General features: G+C 59.9%; 11 protein-coding genes. 7 read left to right on the top strand and 4 right to left on the bottom strand.

Annotated elements, in window-relative coordinates; genetic code table 11:
• The first annotated feature begins 10 nt into the window (after positions 1-10).
• Genes K5R88_RS05785 through K5R88_RS05775 form a run of 3 tightly spaced genes read left to right on the top strand, consistent with a single transcriptional unit; the run spans position 11 to position 3318 of the window.
• Complete coding sequence (locus K5R88_RS05785; RefSeq protein WP_226299414.1) at positions 11-2158, top strand: FUSC family protein; 2148 nt, start codon at positions 11-13, stop codon at positions 2156-2158.
• Positions 2148-2348, top strand: coding sequence for a DUF1656 domain-containing protein (locus tag K5R88_RS05780; protein ID WP_008026537.1), 201 nt, complete (start codon positions 2148-2150; stop codon positions 2346-2348). The genes K5R88_RS05785 and K5R88_RS05780 overlap by 11 nt, the downstream gene beginning before the upstream one ends.
• Positions 2349-2352: 4 nt before the next feature.
• Entirely contained in the window at positions 2353-3318 is a 966-nt protein-coding gene (locus K5R88_RS05775; protein ID WP_008044282.1) for an HlyD family efflux transporter periplasmic adaptor subunit, read from the top strand.
• A 231-nt stretch (positions 3319-3549) separates the two neighbouring features.
• On the opposite strand, the gene K5R88_RS05770 is transcribed toward K5R88_RS05775, so the two are convergent.
• The 4 genes from K5R88_RS05770 to K5R88_RS05755 form a co-directional block, all read right to left on the bottom strand.
• A complete protein-coding gene (locus tag K5R88_RS05770) occupies positions 3550-4971 on the bottom strand; it encodes an efflux transporter outer membrane subunit (RefSeq protein WP_207284355.1) in 1422 nt (473 codons plus the stop codon).
• Positions 4968-8147 carry an efflux RND transporter permease subunit gene (locus K5R88_RS05765; protein WP_008044286.1) on the bottom strand — a complete coding sequence of 1060 codons (3180 nt, stop codon included), beginning with the start codon at positions 8145-8147 and terminating at the stop codon, positions 4968-4970. The genes K5R88_RS05770 and K5R88_RS05765 overlap by 4 nt, the downstream gene beginning before the upstream one ends.
• Before the next feature lie 15 nt (positions 8148-8162).
• Positions 8163-9416, bottom strand: a complete 1254-nt coding sequence (gene mexE, locus K5R88_RS05760; protein ID WP_008026285.1) for a multidrug efflux RND transporter periplasmic adaptor subunit MexE — start codon at positions 9414-9416, stop codon at positions 8163-8165.
• 311 nt (positions 9417-9727) lie between these two features.
• The gene (locus K5R88_RS05755; RefSeq protein WP_008026287.1) at positions 9728-10645 is read right to left on the bottom strand and encodes a LysR family transcriptional regulator; all 918 of its coding nucleotides are present in this window, start codon (positions 10643-10645) and stop codon (positions 9728-9730) included.
• A 269-nt stretch (positions 10646-10914) separates the two neighbouring features.
• On the opposite strand from K5R88_RS05755, the gene K5R88_RS05750 reads away from it, so the two are divergent.
• The 4 genes from K5R88_RS05750 (at position 10915) to pgm (ending at position 17145) form a co-directional block, all read left to right on the top strand.
• On the top strand, positions 10915-11937 hold the full coding sequence (locus tag K5R88_RS05750; RefSeq protein WP_008044290.1) for a zinc-dependent alcohol dehydrogenase family protein: 1023 nt from the start codon (positions 10915-10917) through the stop codon (positions 11935-11937).
• A gap of 563 nt (positions 11938-12500) precedes the next feature.
• Positions 12501-13991, top strand: a complete 1491-nt coding sequence (locus K5R88_RS05745) for a hypothetical protein (RefSeq protein WP_226299413.1) — start codon at positions 12501-12503, stop codon at positions 13989-13991.
• Positions 13988-15388: an aminotransferase-like domain-containing protein gene (locus tag K5R88_RS05740; RefSeq protein WP_226299412.1), complete on the top strand. Its 1401-nt coding sequence runs from the start codon at positions 13988-13990 to the stop codon at positions 15386-15388. Before K5R88_RS05745 ends, K5R88_RS05740 begins: the two co-directional genes overlap by 4 nt.
• 110 nt (positions 15389-15498) lie before the next feature.
• Positions 15499-17145 (top strand): phosphoglucomutase (alpha-D-glucose-1,6-bisphosphate-dependent), encoded by a 1647-nt coding sequence (gene pgm, locus K5R88_RS05735; protein WP_226299411.1) that lies wholly within the window; start codon positions 15499-15501, stop codon positions 17143-17145.
• Positions 17146-17201: the final 56 nt, after the last annotated feature.

The raw sequence follows: 17201 nt of genomic DNA, 5'->3' as shown, positions 1-17201 counted from the left end.
AGATGACCCGATGAGCGTTCCCATGCAGCCGCTGCTCCAATACTTCAAGGCAATACTCAACCCTGGCCCAGGGGTGGTGTTGTTCGCCTTGAGAACCATTGCGGCCGGGCTGTTGACGCTGTACCTGGCGTTCCTGTTCGACCTCGACCAACCCAAGTGGTCGATCATGGCGGTGGTCATCGTCAGTCAACCATTGGGCGGAATGGCCCTGGCCCGCAGTTTCGGTCAGGTCATCGGTACCACACTCGGGGCCGTCGTCGCGGTGGTGATCATGGCGATCTTCCCCCAGGCGCCGTTGCCTTTCATCGTGACCCTGGCCTTGTGGCTGGCGTTGTGTACCGCCGGCGGCACCTTGTTGCGCTACACCAGTTCCCAGGCATTTGTCCTGAGCGGCTACACGGCGGTGGTCGTGGCACTGCTGGCAGTACCTGATCAGGACGGCACGTTCCTGTTGGCCGTGACCCGCGTCACCGAAACCTTGTTGGCGGTGGCCTGCGTGTGTGTGGTCAGCCTGCTCACCGCGCGCCCGGAAACCGTGGCCCGGGACTATTTCGCCAAAATCGATCAAGTCATCAAGCTGCTGGCAACCCATGCCGCGGCGGTCATTCGTACCGAAGAAAGCGAGGCTGACTTTCACCGTCGGCAGATGCAACTGTTGGGGGAAATCAGCGCCCTTGAAGGCGTGCGCCGGCATTTGTATTTCGACGCGCCACGGTTACGCAGCGCCAATGGTCTCGTGCAGTTACTGGGCAATCAGCTCGTGTTGCTGACCTCGCGCCTGACTGCGCTGCGTCACCAGCGAGAACTGCTGACCGAGCGTTGGCAAGGGGCATTACCCGAGGAAATCCAGCGTTTACGCGCCGAAGAGCTGGCCTTCCTCGATCAACTGGCCCTGCAAGGGCGCTCGCTGTCGAGCGAGGCGCGGCACCATTTCGCGGCGCTGCAACAGCGTTTCGATGATCAGGCTTATAAGGCCGAACAACTCACCGAAACAATGCCTGCCACGTTGCGCTCCCTGGCCTGGGCACTGCGCTGGGAACAGGCCCGGATGTTGGAGCAACTGGGGCAGATGCTGGAGCTGAGCGACGCAATCCAGGAAGAGCGGGCGGCCAGTAGCGTATTCCGCGGCCAGGAAAATCCTTTGCATCTGGACTATACGCTGGCGGCAATGAACGCAATCCGTGCCTTTACTGCATTGGTGGTGGCCGGGTTCATCTGGATCGAGACCGGTTGGGACGGGGCTCGGGGCGGGATGATTGTGGTGGGGATTCTCTGTTCGCTGATGGCGACTTTCCCTCGGCCATTACTGGCCAGCCAAAGCTTTGCCAGGGGGTTGGGTCTGTCGTTGGTGGTGTCGGCGCTCTATCTGTTCTTGCTGATTCCGATGATCAATAGCTTCGAGCTGCTGGCCTTGCTGCTCGCTCCGTTGCTGTATGCCGTCGCGGTGGGGCTGTCGAGCCCGCCAACCACGGGCACCGGCATCGGCCTCGGATTGACGACGATGCTGTTGCTGGGCCCGCAAAACGTCGGCGTCGGGCAAAACACCGCGATTCAGTGGTTCGAGTTTGCCGGTGCCTACATTAGTGCCACCGCACTCGCACTCAGTGTCTATGCCCTGATCTTCCCGTTCCGACCCGTTTTGCGGATGCGTCGGCTGTTCAATGAGAACTGCCAGCAGGTCTACGCTTTGCTGAAGACCCCGGCCACCGACGAGCAACAATTTGCGTTTGAAAGCCGCATGGTCGACCGTCTGACCATGATGTTGGGGTTGTTGCCGGCGATCAGTGACAAGCATTCCAGAGATCTGTTTGAAGTCAGCCTCGGGTGCATGGCACTGGGCGTGGCGTTGAATCAGCTCAGGCAACAGGCGCAAGACAACACGCTGCTCAGTACCGATCAATTGAACCGTTTGCTGGCGGCGGTCCGCGAAACAGGGCGATTGATTGCCGGGCGCGTCGGGATCGACCTTGAACGGTTGCTGGAGAACCTGCATGTCCTGGGTGATGAAATGGACGACTTGCATCTGGACGTTCATGAACACCTGTGGTCGGTCTTCAGGATGCGCGTGGCGCTATTGATTGTGGTGTCGTTTCTGGAGCGATACCGCGCCTGGTTTCAACCCGCCGGACAGGAAGGAGACCCCATCCTTGCCCATTGACCTGGAAGTAGGCGGCGTCTATTTGCCGCCGATCGCGCAGGCGCTGTTGCTGGCCTTGCCGATTTTCCTGCTACTGGACTGGACCTTGCGCCGCCTCGGTGTGTTGCGGTTCGTCTGGCACGAAGCCTTGTTCGAAGGTGCGTTGTACGCCTGCGTTTGCGCAACGCTGATTCTGGTGATGGGAGCCTGATGCCTTGAAGAAGATCCTTGCCCGGCTCACAACGGTGGCGGTGGTGCTGCTGGCCTTTGTGCTCGGCTGGTTCGCCTGGGAGCATTACACCCGCGCCCCCTGGACTCGCGATGCACGGGTGCGGGCTGATGTGGTGACCTTGTCCGCCGATGTCTCGGGGCGCATTGTCGCGCTGAGGGTTCAGGACAATCAGCATGTCGACAAGGGCCAGTTACTGCTGGAGATCGACCCGGCTCGCTACGTTCTCGCAGTGGAGCATGCCAAGCGTTCGGTGGAGGTTTCGAAGGCCACTCTCGGCCAATCCGAAGCAACGATTGTCGCCAGCGAAGCGCTGCTGCGCCAGCGTCAGAGTGAAGAGCGCCGACGGCGCACGCTCAAGCAACGCTTCGCGATTTCGGGCGAAGAATGGGAAAAGTCCAGCACAGAGGTGGCGGTAGCACAGGCCGAGTTGCTGCGTAACCAGGCCAACCTGGGGCTGGCGCAGGCCAATGTGCAATTGGCCGTCGCGGCCTTGACCCAGGCGGAACTGGATTTGCAGCGTACCCGTGTCGAAGCGCCCGTCAGCGGTTATGTCACCAATCTGCTTACCCGACAGGGCGACTATGCCGCGGCCGGGGGCGCATTGTTGGCGTTGGTGGACAGCGATTCGTTTTATGTCAGCGGCTATTTCGAAGAAACCAAGCTGCCGAGAATCGGGGAGGGCGATCGGGTCAGGATCGAATTGATGAGCGGCGAAACCTTCGGCGGCACGGTGCAAAGCATTGCCTTTGCCATCGCCGACCGCGAGAACCTGCCCGGCGGCCGCCTGCTGGCCAACATCAACCCCAGTTACACCTGGGTCAAACTGGCGCAACGGGTGCCGGTGCGGATAAAAATCGACGCCGACTATGCCGGCAAGGACAAACTGAGGGCGGGGACAACGGCCACCGTGACCGTGCAGGAAACCCGCACCTCCCAAAATCACCCCTGATCCCCCGTAGGAGCCGGCTTGCTGGCGATGGTCGTTAACGATAATGCGTACGGATTGTTTCACTGCGGCGCACTTGAGACCATCGCCAGCAAGCCGGCTCCTACAATGGACTGTGTTGAGGCTGAAAATGAAGTAATCCTTAAGACCCCCCAAAAAAAGCCCCGCGACCGAATGAGGCGCAGGGCTAAAAAATTGGTTGGTTGCGACCAGCCAAAAGAGCTCTATAACGTGTTACTTGCTGGCGACCGTCTCTGGTTGCCAACCGCCACCCAGGGCCTTGTAGATCGCGACGATACCGCGATACAGATCGACTTCGGCCTGGGCCTGAGTATCTTCCGCCGCCAAACGTTCGCGTTGGGCATCGAGCAGGACAAGGAAGTCCGCCGTGCCTTCGCGGTAGCGAATTTCAGCCAGGTCGGCTGCCGCGCGGCTTGATTCACTCTGACGAATCAGCGAAATCAGGCGTTGCTGGCGTTTGCCGTAATCGCTGAAAGCGTTTTCCGATTCTTCCAGGGCCAGCAGCACTTGTTGCTCGTAGGTCGCCAAGGCGCCTTCGGCATCCGCGTCGGCACCGCGGATACGGGCTCGAACACTGCCCAGGTCAAACGCCGCCCAAGTGATACTTGGGCCCAGTGCCCAGGCGTTGGCCGCCGAGGAACCGATCTGCGAACCACGTCCGGCGGTCCAGCCGAGGAAGCCGCTGAGGCTGACCCGCGGGAACAGATCCGCCTTGGCCACGCCAATACGCGCCGTGGCCGAAGCCAGTTTGCGCTCGGCGCTGAGAACGTCCGGGCGACGTTGCAGCAGTTCGCCCGGATTACCGATCGGCAGCGCCTTGGCAATCGCCGGCAAGTCTTTCGGGCTCAAGTCAACGGTCAGTTTGTCCGGACGCTCACCCAACAAGGTGGCGATACGGTTTTTCTGCCGAACCTGTTCGGCCTGCAATTGCGGCACGCTGGCTTCGACAGACGCCAGGCGTGCATCGGCGCGGACCACATCGAGCTGATCGCCGACGCCGGCATCGCGCAGGCTTTCGGTGATCTTGCGCGACTCCTGCTGGTTGTTCAGGTTGGCCAGGGCGATTTTTTCCCGCAGTTGCGCACCGCGCAGCTGACCGTAGGCGTCCACCAGTTCGGCAATCATCGTGACTTGCAGTTGGTACAGATCCGCTTCGGCCGCTTGCTGTTCGGCGTCGCTGGATTCCAGGTTGCGCTGGATGCGACCAAACAGGTCCAGTTCCCAGGCCATGTCCAGACCCAGGTCATAGCGTTCGCTATTGACCCGTTTGGTGGTCTCGCCCGGAATCTGGCCTTTGCCCAGATCACTGCTGACGCGGCTGGTGATGGTCGGCATGGCGTCATTGCTGACGTCATCGCGGATCGCCCGGGCCGCCTTCCAGCGAGCGAAGGCGACGCGCAAGTCACGGTTGCCTTGCAGCGATTGCGTCACCAACTGGTTGAGGGTCGGGTCTTCAAACTGCTGCCACCAGATGCCTTCGAAACGCGAGCGGTCGAAGTTTTTCTGACCGGCAGCGCCATCGGTGGCGGTGGTGATGTTCGCCGGTTCGGTGGCCGGGGTCTTGTAGTCCGGGCCGACGGCACAGGCACTCAGGGCCAGTACCAGCAGGCTCGGCAGGAAGGCTTTCAGGCTCATTGTTGCGCCTCCAGTTTCAGGGCCTTGGCCGCTTTGCGTTGTTCACCGCGCTCCACAAAGTTACGAATCAACACGTAGAACACTGGCGTCAGCAACAGACCGAAGAAGGTCACCCCGAGCATCCCGGAGAACACCGCCACACCCATGGCGTGACGCATCTCGGCACCGGCACCGCTGGAGAACACCAGTGGCACCACACCCATGATGAACGCGAAGGAGGTCATCAGGATCGGCCGCAGACGCAGGCGGCAAGCTTCAAGCACCGCAGCCAGCGGGTTCATGCCTTCTTCCTGTTTGTCCTTGGCAAACTCGACGATCAGAATCGCGTTCTTGCAGGCAAGCCCCACCAGTACGATCAAGCCGATCTGGGTGAAGATGTTGTTGTCGCCTCCCGAAGCAATCACACCGGTGATGGCCGACAGCAAGGTCATCGGTACGATCAGGATTACCGCCAGTGGCAGGCTCCAGCTTTCGTACTGCGCCGCGAGTACCAGGAACGCCAGCAATACGCAGAGCGGGAACACGAACAGTGCGGTGTTGCCGGACAGAATCTGCTGGTAGGTCAGGTCGGTCCATTCGTAGGTCATGCCGTTCGGAAGTTCTTCCTTGAGCAATTTCTCGATGGCTTTTTCGGCCTGGCCGGAGCTGTAGCCTGGGGCTGCCGCACCGTTGATTTCAGCGGTGATAAAGCCGTTGTAATGCATGACGCGGTCCGGGCCCGAGGTGTCGCTGACCTTGATGAAGGTCGCCAGCGGGATCATCTCGCCTTTGTTGTTACGTACTTTCAGCTGACCGATCTGGTCCGGTTCGAGGCGGAACTGCTGCTCGGCCTGGACGTTGACCTGATAGGTACGGCCGAAGCGGTTGAAGTCGTTGGCATACAGCGAACCCAGGTAGATCTGCAGGGTGTCGAAGATGTCGCTGACGGCCACGCCGTGAGTCTTGGCTTTTTCCCGGTCGATGGCGGCATCGACTTGTGGCACGTTCACCGTGTAGCTGGTGAACAGGCCTGCCAGTTCCGGCACACCGTGGCTCTTGGTGATGATGTTCATGGTTTCTTTGTACAGCTCGTCGTAGCCCAGGTTGCCCCGGTCTTCGATCTGCAGGCGGAAACCACCGATGGTGCCCAGGCCTTGTACCGGCGGCGGCGGGAAGATCGCCATGTAGGCTTCCTGAATCCCGGCGAACTGGCCGTTCAATGCACCGGCAATCGCACCGGCGGACATGCTCGGGTCTTTACGCTCGTCAAACGGTTTCAGGGTCACGAACACGATGCCGGCGTTAGGGCTGTTGGTGAAACCGTTGATGGACAGGCCCGGGAACGCTACCGCACTTTCCACGCCAGGCTGTTTCAGGGCCAGGTCGGACATGCGTTTGATCACGTCTTCGGTACGGTCCAGGCTGGAAGCGTCCGGCAATTGCGCGAAAGCCACTAGGTATTGCTTGTCCTGGCCGGGTACGAAACCGGTCGGGGTGTGGGCGAAACCGAAGAAGGTCAGCACCATCAGGCCTGCGTACAACAGCAGGGCAATACCGCTGCTGCGGATAACCCGGGCTACGGTGCCGACATAGCCATGGCTGGCGCGTTCGAAGAACCGGTTGAACGGACGGAACAGCCAGCCGCCCAATAGTTTATCAAGCACTTTGGTAAAGCGATCTTTCGGCGCACTGTGGCTCTTGAGCAGCACGGCGGCCAGGGCAGGGGACAGTGTCAGCGAGTTGAACGCCGAGATCACGGTCGAGATGGCAATGGTCAGGGCAAACTGTTTGTAGAACTGGCCGGTGAGTCCGGAAATGAACGCCGCCGGGATAAATACCGCACACAGCACCAGCGCCGTCGCGATGATCGGCCCGGTCACCTCTCGCATGGCTTTCTTAGTGGCTTCTACGGGCGTTTCTCCCAGCTCGATGTGCCTTTCCACGTTCTCCACCACCACGATGGCGTCGTCCACCACGATACCGATGGCCAATACCAGGCCGAACAGTGACAAGGCGTTCAGCGAGAAGCCGAACAAGTGCATCACCGCAAACGTACCGATCAACGAAACCGGAACCGCCACCAACGGAATGATCGAGGCACGCCAGGTTTGCAGGAACAGGATCACGACCAGAACCACGAGGATCAGTGCTTCGAAGAGGGTGTGAACCACCGCTTCGATGGAGCCGCGCACGAAGATCGTCGGGTCATAGACGATGCTGAAGTCCATGCCTTCCGGGAAGCTCTTCTTCAGCTCCGCCATCTTGTCGCGCACTTCGTTGGAGATTTCGATCGCGTTGGAACCAGGACGCTGGAAGATCGGGATCGCCACCGCCGGCTGGTTGTTCAGCAAGGAACGCAGGGCGTATTGGCTGGAACCCAGCTCGACGCGCGCGATGTCTTTCAGACGGGTGATTTCACCGTTGTCACCGGAGCGAATGATGATGTTTTCGAACTCTTCTTCGGAAACCAGACGACCCTGAGTGTTGACCGACAGCTGGAACGCGGTGGCATTCGGCGCAGGCGGGGCACCCAAGGCACCGGCAGCGACTTGACGGTTTTGTTCGCGGATCGCGGTTACCACGTCGGTCGCGGTCAGATTGCGCGAAGCGGTTTTGTTCGGATCGAGCCATACCCGCAACGAGTAGTCGCCCATACCAAACAGCTGCACATCACCGACACCGCCCAGGCGCGCCAGCTCATCCTTGATGTTGAGCAAGGCGTAGTTGGACAGGTAGAGCATGTCGTAGCGTTTGTCCGGCGAGGTCAAGTGCACGACCATCGTCAGGTCGGGCGATGCCTTGTCCACGGTGATACCGATGCGCGTCACTTCTTCTGGAAGTTTCGGCTCGGTCCGGGTCACGCGGTTCTGTACCTGCACCTGTGCGTTGTCCAGGTCGGTGCCCAGCGCGAAGGTGATGGTCAGGGTGATCTTGCCGTCAGCGGTGGACTGCGAGGACATGTACAGCATGTTCTCGACGCCGGTGATGGCTTGCTCCAGAGGAGCGGCCACGGTTTCACCGATGACTTTTGGGTTGGCACCCGGGAAGTTGGCACGGACCACAACGGTCGGTGGCACGACTTCCGGGTATTCGCTGATCGGCAACTGGAACAGCGAGATGGCACCGGCGATCAGGATCAGCAGCGATAGCACCGCTGCAAAGATCGGCCGTGAAATGAAGAATTGGGAAAAATTCATCGGAGTCGTTATCCCTTAACCGCGTGGGGTTGCAGCAGCCAGTTTCACAACCGAGCCCGGCGCGACCTTGGCAGGTGCGACTTGGGGCAGGTTGCTGGCTTCCAGCGCTTGTCGTTGTTGTGCGAGTGCCGCGAGGGTTTGCTCGCTGGCCATCGGGATCACTTCAGGGGTGACTGGCGAACCGGGACGTACCCGTTGCAGGCCCTTGACGATGATCGTGTCGTCCTTGTTCAAGCCGTTGCGCACGATGCGCAGCCCTTCGATTTTCGGACCCAGCTCGACCGCGCGGTAGGCGGTTTTGTTGTCGGCATCCATCACCAGCACGAATTTTTTACCGAGGTCGGTACCGACCGCTTCATCGTTGATCAACACGGCGGAGTAGGTGCCGCTGCCGACCAGTTTCAGACGCGCATAAAGGCCCGGGGTGTAAGCGCCGTCGCTGTTGTCGAACACTGCGCGGCCACGGATGGTGCCGGTTTTCGGGTTGACCTGGTTGTCGACGAAGTTCATCACGCCCTGGTGCGGGTTGCCGTCTTCGTTGGACAGGCCGAGGTAAACCGGAGTGGTTGCACCACGTTTGCCCTGGCGAGCGAGTTGGGTGTATTTGAGGAACACACGCTCGTCAGCGTCGAAGTAGGCGTAGACCTTGTCGGTCGACACGACGCTGGTCAGCGCGGTGGTATCGGCGGTCACCAGGTTGCCGGCGGTGATTTCGGCACGGCTGACACGGCCGCTGATCGGTGCGGTGACGCGGGTGAAGCTCAGGTTCAGTTTCGCCAGGTCCAGTTGTGCCTGAAGGGCACCGACTGCAGCGCGGGCTTCTTGTGCAGCACTCGTGCGCGAATCGGCCAGCTCGGCGGAAATCGCGTTGCTGGTACGCAGGCGCTCACCGCGCTGGGCTTCGTTTTCGCTGCGGGTCGCATTGGCGCGCGACTGAGCGACCAGCGCTTCGAGACGGCGGACTTCGGCCTGGAAGGGACGCGGATCGATCTGGAACAGCAAGTCGCCTTTCTTGACCAGCGCGCCTTCGGTGAAGGCAACGTCATCGATCTGACCGGAGACCCGTGGACGAATCTCTACCGTTTCCGGCGCTTCAAGGCGCCCGGTGAATTCGTCCCACTCATTGACCGGTTGTTCCAGCACCTTGGCGACGCTGACTTTCGCCGCAGGCATGGTCGCGGCAGACTCCGGAGCCTTGCCGCAAGCGCTCATCACCACTACGGCCAGCAGGGCCAACGGGAAGCGCAAATGTTTGAGTGACTGTTCCATGGATGCATCCGCCAATGTATTGAGATGGGCGGATGATGCTCGGCGGGTTGGTGTCGCACGAATCGAATGAAGCGAAGGTAACTATCATTCGGAATGATATAAGCGCCGGGCGAGCCCTCTAGCATGCACCTCGGGTTGGAACGCGATCAATGTGTTTGACGGCAATTCTGTGTTGCGGGGAATGCAAGGAATCGGCGTGAGACCGAGTCGCTCCCTTCGCGGGCAAGCCTCGCTCCTACAGTTGATCGCATACTCCTGTAGGAGCGAGGCTTGCCCGCGAAGAGGTCCTAAGCCCTGATACAAGATCAGGATCAGGCCAAACTGTCCGGATCCCCAAAAAACATCTGAATCCGCGACCTCAACCAACGCTCACCCGGGTCATTGTCCTGCGACCCACGCCAGGCCATGTGCAATTCAAAGCTGCGCACCGGCAACGGCGGATCTTCCGCCCGCACACCGCCTGCTGCCGTCAATGCGTCAGCCGTGTAATCCGGCACCGTCGCGACGATATCCGTCCCGCTGAGGAGCGTGCTGAGTCCGTTGAACTGCGGCACCGCGAGTACCACGTGACGTTTGCGCCCGAGTTTTTCCAGTTCTTCATCTATAAAGCCGCTCAAGTCACCGGCGAACGACACCAGCGCATGGGGGCGGGCGCAGAAATCATCCAGGCTCAACGGGCCCGGCACTGTATCGGCACGCAACAGTTTGGGCATGCTGCGGCGCAGCACTTTACGCTTGGCGTTGGCCGGCAGGTCGGCGGTGTAGCTGACGCCGATTGAAATCTCGCCCGAGGCCAGCAGGCTTGGCATCAGGATGTAGTTGGCCCGCCGCACCACCAGCACAATCCCGGGCGATTCGGCGCGCAGGCGCTTGAGCAGCATCGGCAACAAAGCGAACTCGACATCGTCCGACAGGCCGATGCGGAACACCGCCGTACTGGTCGCCGGGTCGAACTCTGCTGCGCGGCTGACAGCCGTGGAAATCGAATCCAGGGCCGGGGAGAGCAGGGCGAAGATCTCCACCGCCCGCGCGGACGGTTCCATGCTGCGCCCGGTTCGCACGAACAATGGATCATCGAACAGCCCGCGCAGGCGCGAGAGCGCCGCACTGATCGCCGGCTGGCCGAGGAACAATTTCTCCGCAGCGCGGGTCACACTGCGTTCGTGCATCAGTGTTTCGAAAACGATCAACAGGTTCAGGTCGACACGACGCAGGTCATTACGATTCATCTGGAGTCCTGGCAGAGTCATCAAGCTTGACGGGAGCAGCCATATGAGAACAATGGCCGGCATGAATATTACGGGGAAAGGCTGCTACTCTGCACCGAGTAATTCAGTTTTCCTACAAAGGCTGCTTCGGTTTCTTACGACATTTGAAGATGTCGCCGGCGCTGCGGAATCAATGACAGGCATGTCGACTATTAATAGCCACTGATAGTCTTGGGTAGAAAGCCCAGATAGAGTTCAGGGCATTAGAGGTTTCTTTGACGAGGTTTGCGATGTCCCGCACGATCCGTTTTCACAAGTTTGGTCCAGCCGAGGTGCTCAAATGCGAAGAGCATGCGGCCGCTCTCCCTGCACCGGGCGAAGTGCAGGTGCGCGTCGAGGCGATTGGCATCAGCTGGTACGACATACTCTGGCGCCAGAATCTGGCGTCCTCCCATGCTCGCTTGCCTTCAGGCCTTGGCCATGAAATGTCCGGCGTCGTGACGGCGGTTGGCGATGGCGTCGATGACCTGGCAGTTGGCGACAAGGTCGCCAGTTTCCCGGCTGAAAGTCCGAACGACTATCCCGTCTATGGCGAGCAAATCGTTCTGCCGCGCTCGGCACTGACCCGTTATCCGGACGTGCTGAGCCCGATTGAAGCGGCGGTGCATTACACGCCGCTGTTGATTGCTTACTTTGGTTATGCCGATCTGGCACGGGTCAAGCCTGGGCAATTTGCCCTGGTGACTGACGCGAGCCACTGCGCCGGGCCTTCATTCGTCCAATTGGGTAAAGCCTTGGGTGTACGGGTGATTGCCGCCACGAAAACGGCCGAAGAGCGTGAATACCTGCTGTCGCTGGGTGCCGAGAAAGTCATCGTCACCGAGGAAGAAGATCTGCTTATGCGGATCAACAAGATCACCGATAACCGCGGTGTCGATGTGGTGTTCGATGGCCTGGGCGGCCCGCAGATGTCGCTGCTCGGCGATGTGCTCGCGCCTCGCGGCAGCCTGGTGCTGTATGGCCTGCAAGGGGGTAACCAGACGCCATTCCCGGCCTGTGCAGCGTTCCAGAAGAACATTCAGTTCTTTGTACACTGCATCGGCAATTTCACCGGCAAGCCGGAGTTGGGCATCATTCAGGACCAGGTCGCACTGCAACGGGCCTTGCGCGACATCAACCAGATGACCGCCGATCGCGTGCTGCTGCCGCTCAAGACTCGGGTCTTCCCGTTTTCCGAGTTTGTCGAAGCACATCGCTACATGGACGAATGCCCATGCCGCGAGCGGGTCGCCCTTCAGGTCGAACCTGCGTAACAGCCCCTGAAAAAGTCCGTGCCTGCACGGACTTTTTTATTGCCCCTCGCAAAACATTGAGACGTCTCATCGATCTGTCGATGGGTCAGTTCAGCAACTGAACTGGTTTTTGCTCTCGATCTGTATCTTCTAATCAGCATCTAAGCCTTGATAATTGAATGATTACTTTCATCTCAAGGAATGAGTCATGTCTGGGTGTCAGGCTGATACTTTTCAACGCACATCGTTAATAGATATCCGACCAACAGTAGTTCTTTGCGCAGCTTTCAAAAAGACATGTGCGGCTTCTATCTTTATTTCTTGTACTACCTATATGTGGGACGTTGTCGGACATTTCCTAGGATGTTCTGTTAAGTCGCCAGATGCCGGTGGTACGGGGCTTTTGTGCCATCCGGCTTCGACGGATACAGCGTCGGCGATCAACTATTTCAAATAATTACCAAAAGTATAAGTGCTAGCCTTTGACAATAATGTCCAGCACTTCATCCGTGTCAGACAATCCGCTGTGCAGTGCATATCGCTGTTTATGCAGTACTGAACTTACGAGCATCAGGTAAATAAAGATGACCCATATCCATGATCAGGCGATGAACTATGTCTATCAGCAAATGCTGCAACGCTTGCTGAGTTTTTTCTCTCGGGCCGAACGCACGGCATTGCAACTGATGATCCAGCGTCTGGTGGTCGCCGCGGGGGGCATGGAGCGCATTGGCGATTACAAGGTGCTGGCCATCCAGTCCGGCTCGCGGGACAGTTGCTACACCCTGGCGCTGCTGCGCGCCGCACAACTGAGCATTGCCGGTCGGGCGCCTGCCACGTTCCAGTTGCGCGTGGCCTCCCTGCGAATGAACGGTGCCAGCTCGATGGCCCAGGAAAACATCCATCGCAGCTACAGTTCGTTGTTTCTCTACGACGATCCGCGGGTCGAAGTGCTGATGGTGGATAACCGCGAAGTGTTGCCGTTCAGCCACCCGGCACCGATCTCCGACGCCGGTCGAGAAGCCAATCGGCTAAATGTGCTGATGGTGGGCCACCGTCGAACCTGGAACGGGCCAATCGATCTGTGGGACGACGGCTATCTGGCGACCGGCGAGTTCTATGGGCAGATCGCGCGTTGGGACGGTGGCGTCGATGCCTTGGTCAGCAGTGACACGTCACGTCAGCAAAAGCAGTTTCTCGAAGGCTTGAAGCGGGCGGCGGCCAAGGCCGGGCTCAAGACCTCAAGTCCTGTTGAAACAGGCTTCGATGAACTGTTCGCCTTGCTCGATGAGATCGGCAGTGACTGCTATAGCGCGTTTTATGCCGAACAGGGGCAGGCGGCATGGCGGCCGGCCGAGCGCTTCGAGGCCTGTCGCCGTACCACGTTCATCGACATTCAAGACATGCTGGTCAGCAACCTCGAAGAGCGCTGGCCGCTGCTCACCGAGTTTCTCGGTTTTCAACCTGACGAACTGGCGGCTCAGATCAGCGACAACGAATTCGTCAGCCTTTCGATATCCGCACACGTGCGGGGGCTGCAAGCGTGCTTTGTGTACGGTCGCAGCTATGAGGCGGGTGTCGCCGAATACTTGCAACGGGCATTAGTGATGATGCGCCGCAAGCGACTCCCGGAGCGTTTGTGCGAGCAGGCAGTGGCGGTCTTCGGTAACCCGGCGAGGCTGTCCGAACAACGTGGGCTGGCTGCGGCCGAGGCGCAAAAAAGCCTCGGTTTGACCGAGGCTCAGCTGGTGTGCCTGCTCTTCGCACCCTTTGTCGAAAACGGTGCTGCCCTTGAGCGCTTTCTGCGTCAGTGTCATCCCGGAATGCTGGTGGCGATGCCTGATCTGCACCGGGCAATGCAGGGCAATCCGGTGTCGGAGCAGATTCTGCAATGGATGGTCGACGTCAGCGGGCTGCCCGTCGGCCTGCTCGGCACACTTTACCGGATGGGGCCTGTGCCAGGGGTCGAGGGCAGGGTGGTTGACCCGGATGCTGATGGTGTGGACCTGCCATCGGAAGGCGCCAACTTTGGCGATGATGCCGCGGTGGCGGGTGAAGGGTCAGCGGGACATTGAAAGGACCACGCGAGACCGACTTTGCTTATCAGGCGGTGTACCGATACCTGACGCACCTGATCAATGAGCCGGTCAGCGACACGCGCGTGCGCCTGCCGTCGTTGCGTCAGTTGGCGGATCGTTTGAGCGTGTCGATCTCGACGATTCAGTACGCGTATTCGTTGCTGGAGAAAGAAGGGCGCGTGTATTCGGTCGCCAAGTCCGGTTATTACGCGTTGCCGGTGTCCGCCATCAATGCGCCCGGCAATGGCAATGACCTGCTCGAAAGCGTTTATTTCAGTGCCAGGTGTCCAGGCATGCTGGTGTTGAGTGCCGATGAGCCGGCATTGTTGCAACCCCTCGACAGTCCGTTATTGCTGCTGGAACGGGAACTGCTGCGCCAGTATCCGCGCCAGCCGCAACCGCCTTCGCAGCCCTGCGGGGAACTGGAACTGCGTACCGCCCTGGCCGCGCGTTACACCACAACGCCGGTACGCTGCTGGCATGCCGATGACGTTTACATTGGCGCCGACTTGCGCGGCGTCCTGGAAATACTGATCGCCGTGTTGAGCCTCAAAGACGCCGCGGTGGTCCTTGAGTCTCCGTGTGACTGGGCGATTCTGCGCTTGCTCCAGGCCGCCGATGTCCAGGTGATCGAATTGCCGCTGCAAACCGATGGCGGGCTAGACGTCGAACAGCTCAAGAAGCTGCTGGAGACCCACCCGGTGCGGTTGGTCGTGCTGTCATCCGCTTTGAACATGCCGCAAGGCAGCCTTGCAGATGACGACAACCGACGAGCCATTGCGCAGCTCCTCGAACGGCATGGCAGCTGGGCGCTGGAAAACGATTGCTACGGCGAACTCGAATTCGAACCGGGCGGCTTGCGGTTTCGCGATCTGCTCGACCCTGAGCGGCTGATCGTGTTTTCCACGTTCGAGAAAATCATCGGCCCGGAAGCGCCCTACGGCTTTCTGTTGTCACGGCATTTCAGCGCCGAATTGCAGCGGCACTTTTTACTGCGTGCCTTTCGCCTGTCGCCGATTCGCCAGAAAGCCATTGCCCGTTTGTACGGTAACGGACGGATCGACCAGCACCTTCATGTGCTGCGCAGGTTGCTCAAGGACCGCAAGGTGCAGATGACGCAGTTGTTGCAGGAGCGCCTGGGCGACGCCTTGCATTTTGTCGAGCCTCAGGGTGGGGCAACGATTTGGGTGCGCTCCCTGCGACAGGTCGATGTTCGGCGGGTGTTTCAGCGCCTGCTCAAGCATCAGGTGGTGATTGCGCCGGGCGAGCTGTTCAGTTTGCAGGGCCTGCACACGCAACACTTTCGCCTCAGTCATAGCTTTGGCGGTGATCATGATCTGGCCGCTGCACTGAGCCTGCTCGGCGATGCCTTGCGCCTGGAATCGGTAGACTGAGCATGTTCGCAAAACATCCTTTGCGTCCGTGGATCGATCCCATCGCGTTGCGGTCAAACTGCCAGTAAACTGCGTCCCTATTCCTGAACCACTCTATTCAGAGGTTTTGCATGACACTCAGTCCTTTTGCGGGCAAACCGGCACCGGCAGAGTTGTTGGTCGACATCCCGCGACTGGTAACGGCTTATTACACCGGCCAGCCCGATGCCGCGATCTCCACCCAGCGTGTCGCGTTCGGCACGTCCGGGCACCGAGGTAGCTCGTTCGACTTGAGTTTCAACGAATGGCACGTTCTGGCGATCAGCCAGGCGATCTGCCTGTACCGCGAAGCCCAGGGCATCGATGGTCCGCTGTTCGTCGGCATCGACACCCACGCGCTGTCCACCCCGGCGGGCGCCAGCGCCCTTGAAGTGCTGGCCGCCAACGGCGTGACGGTGATGATTGCCGAGGGGGACGAGTACACCCCGACACCAGCGATTTCCCACGCGATTCTCTGCTACAACCGTGGCCGCACCTCGGGCCTGGCAGACGGCATCGTCATCACGCCGTCCCATAACCCGCCGCAAAGCGGTGGCTACAAATACAACCCCACCAACGGTGGCCCGGCCGACACCCACATCACCAAGTGGATCGAAGCCAAGGCCAACGAGCTGCTGGGCAACAAGCTCGCCGGCGTCAAGCGCATCAGCTACGAGCAGGCGCTGAAGGCCAGCACCACGCACCGTCACGATTACCTCAACTCCTATGTCGCCGACCTGATCAACGTGATCGACTTTGACGCCATTCGCGACGCCAAACTGCGTCTGGGCGTCGATCCGCTGGGCGGAGCAGGGGTGCGTTACTGGTCGGCGATTGCCGAGCACTACAAGCTGGATCTGGACGTGGTGAACACGCAGGTCGATCCGACCTTCCGCTTCATGACGGTCGACTGGGATGGCCAGATCCGCATGGACCCTTCGTCCAGCCACGCCATGCAAGGCCTGATCGGCCTGAAAGAGCGTTTTGACGTCGCGTTCGCCTGCGACCCGGATCACGATCGCCATGGCATCGTGACGCCGTCCGGTGGTTTGCTCGCGCCGAACAGCTACCTGGCAGTGTCCATCGACTACCTGTTCCAGAACCGCCCGCAATGGCGCGCCGATGCAGCCGTGGGTAAAACCGTGGTCAGCAGTGGTTTGATCGATCGCGTGGCCAAGCGTTTGGGCCGTCGTTTGTACGAAGTGCCGGTCGGTTTCAAATGGTTTGCGGACGGTCTGTTCGACGGCTCGCTGGGTTTTGGCGGCGAAGAAAGCGCCGGCGCCTCGTTCCTGCGCAAGGACGGTGGTGTGTGGAGCACAGACAAGGACGGCTTGATCCCGGCGCTGCTGGCCGCGGAAATGACCGCCCGCACCGGTCGCGACCCGAGCCAGGCGTATCGCGCACTGACCGATGAACTGGGCGAACCGTTCTCGGTGCGGGTCGATGCCAAGGCCAATCCGCAACAGAAAGCCTTGCTGAGCAAGTTGTCACCGGAGCAGGTCACCTCGACCCAGCTTGCGGGCGAAGCGATCCAGAGCATCCTCAGCCACGCGCCGGGTAATGACCAGGCGATCGGCGGTTTGAAAGTCATGACCGAAAACGGCTGGTTCGCGGCGCGTCCGTCGGGTACCGAAGACATCTACAAGATCTACGCCGAGAGTTTCGTCAGTGACGAGCATCTGAAGCAGTTGGTAGCTGAAGCTCAAACATTGGTGGATGGCGCTATTTCTGCGAAATAAATGAAGGGCCCCTTCGCGGGCAAGCCTCGCTCCTACAGGTTCTTGTAGGAGCGAGG

The organism is Pseudomonas sp. MM213, from assembly GCF_020423045.1.
Lineage (GTDB): Bacteria > Pseudomonadota > Gammaproteobacteria > Pseudomonadales > Pseudomonadaceae > Aquipseudomonas > Aquipseudomonas migulae.
Note: the sequence above shows the minus strand (reverse complement) of the source record. Positions and strands in the feature narration are given on the sequence as shown.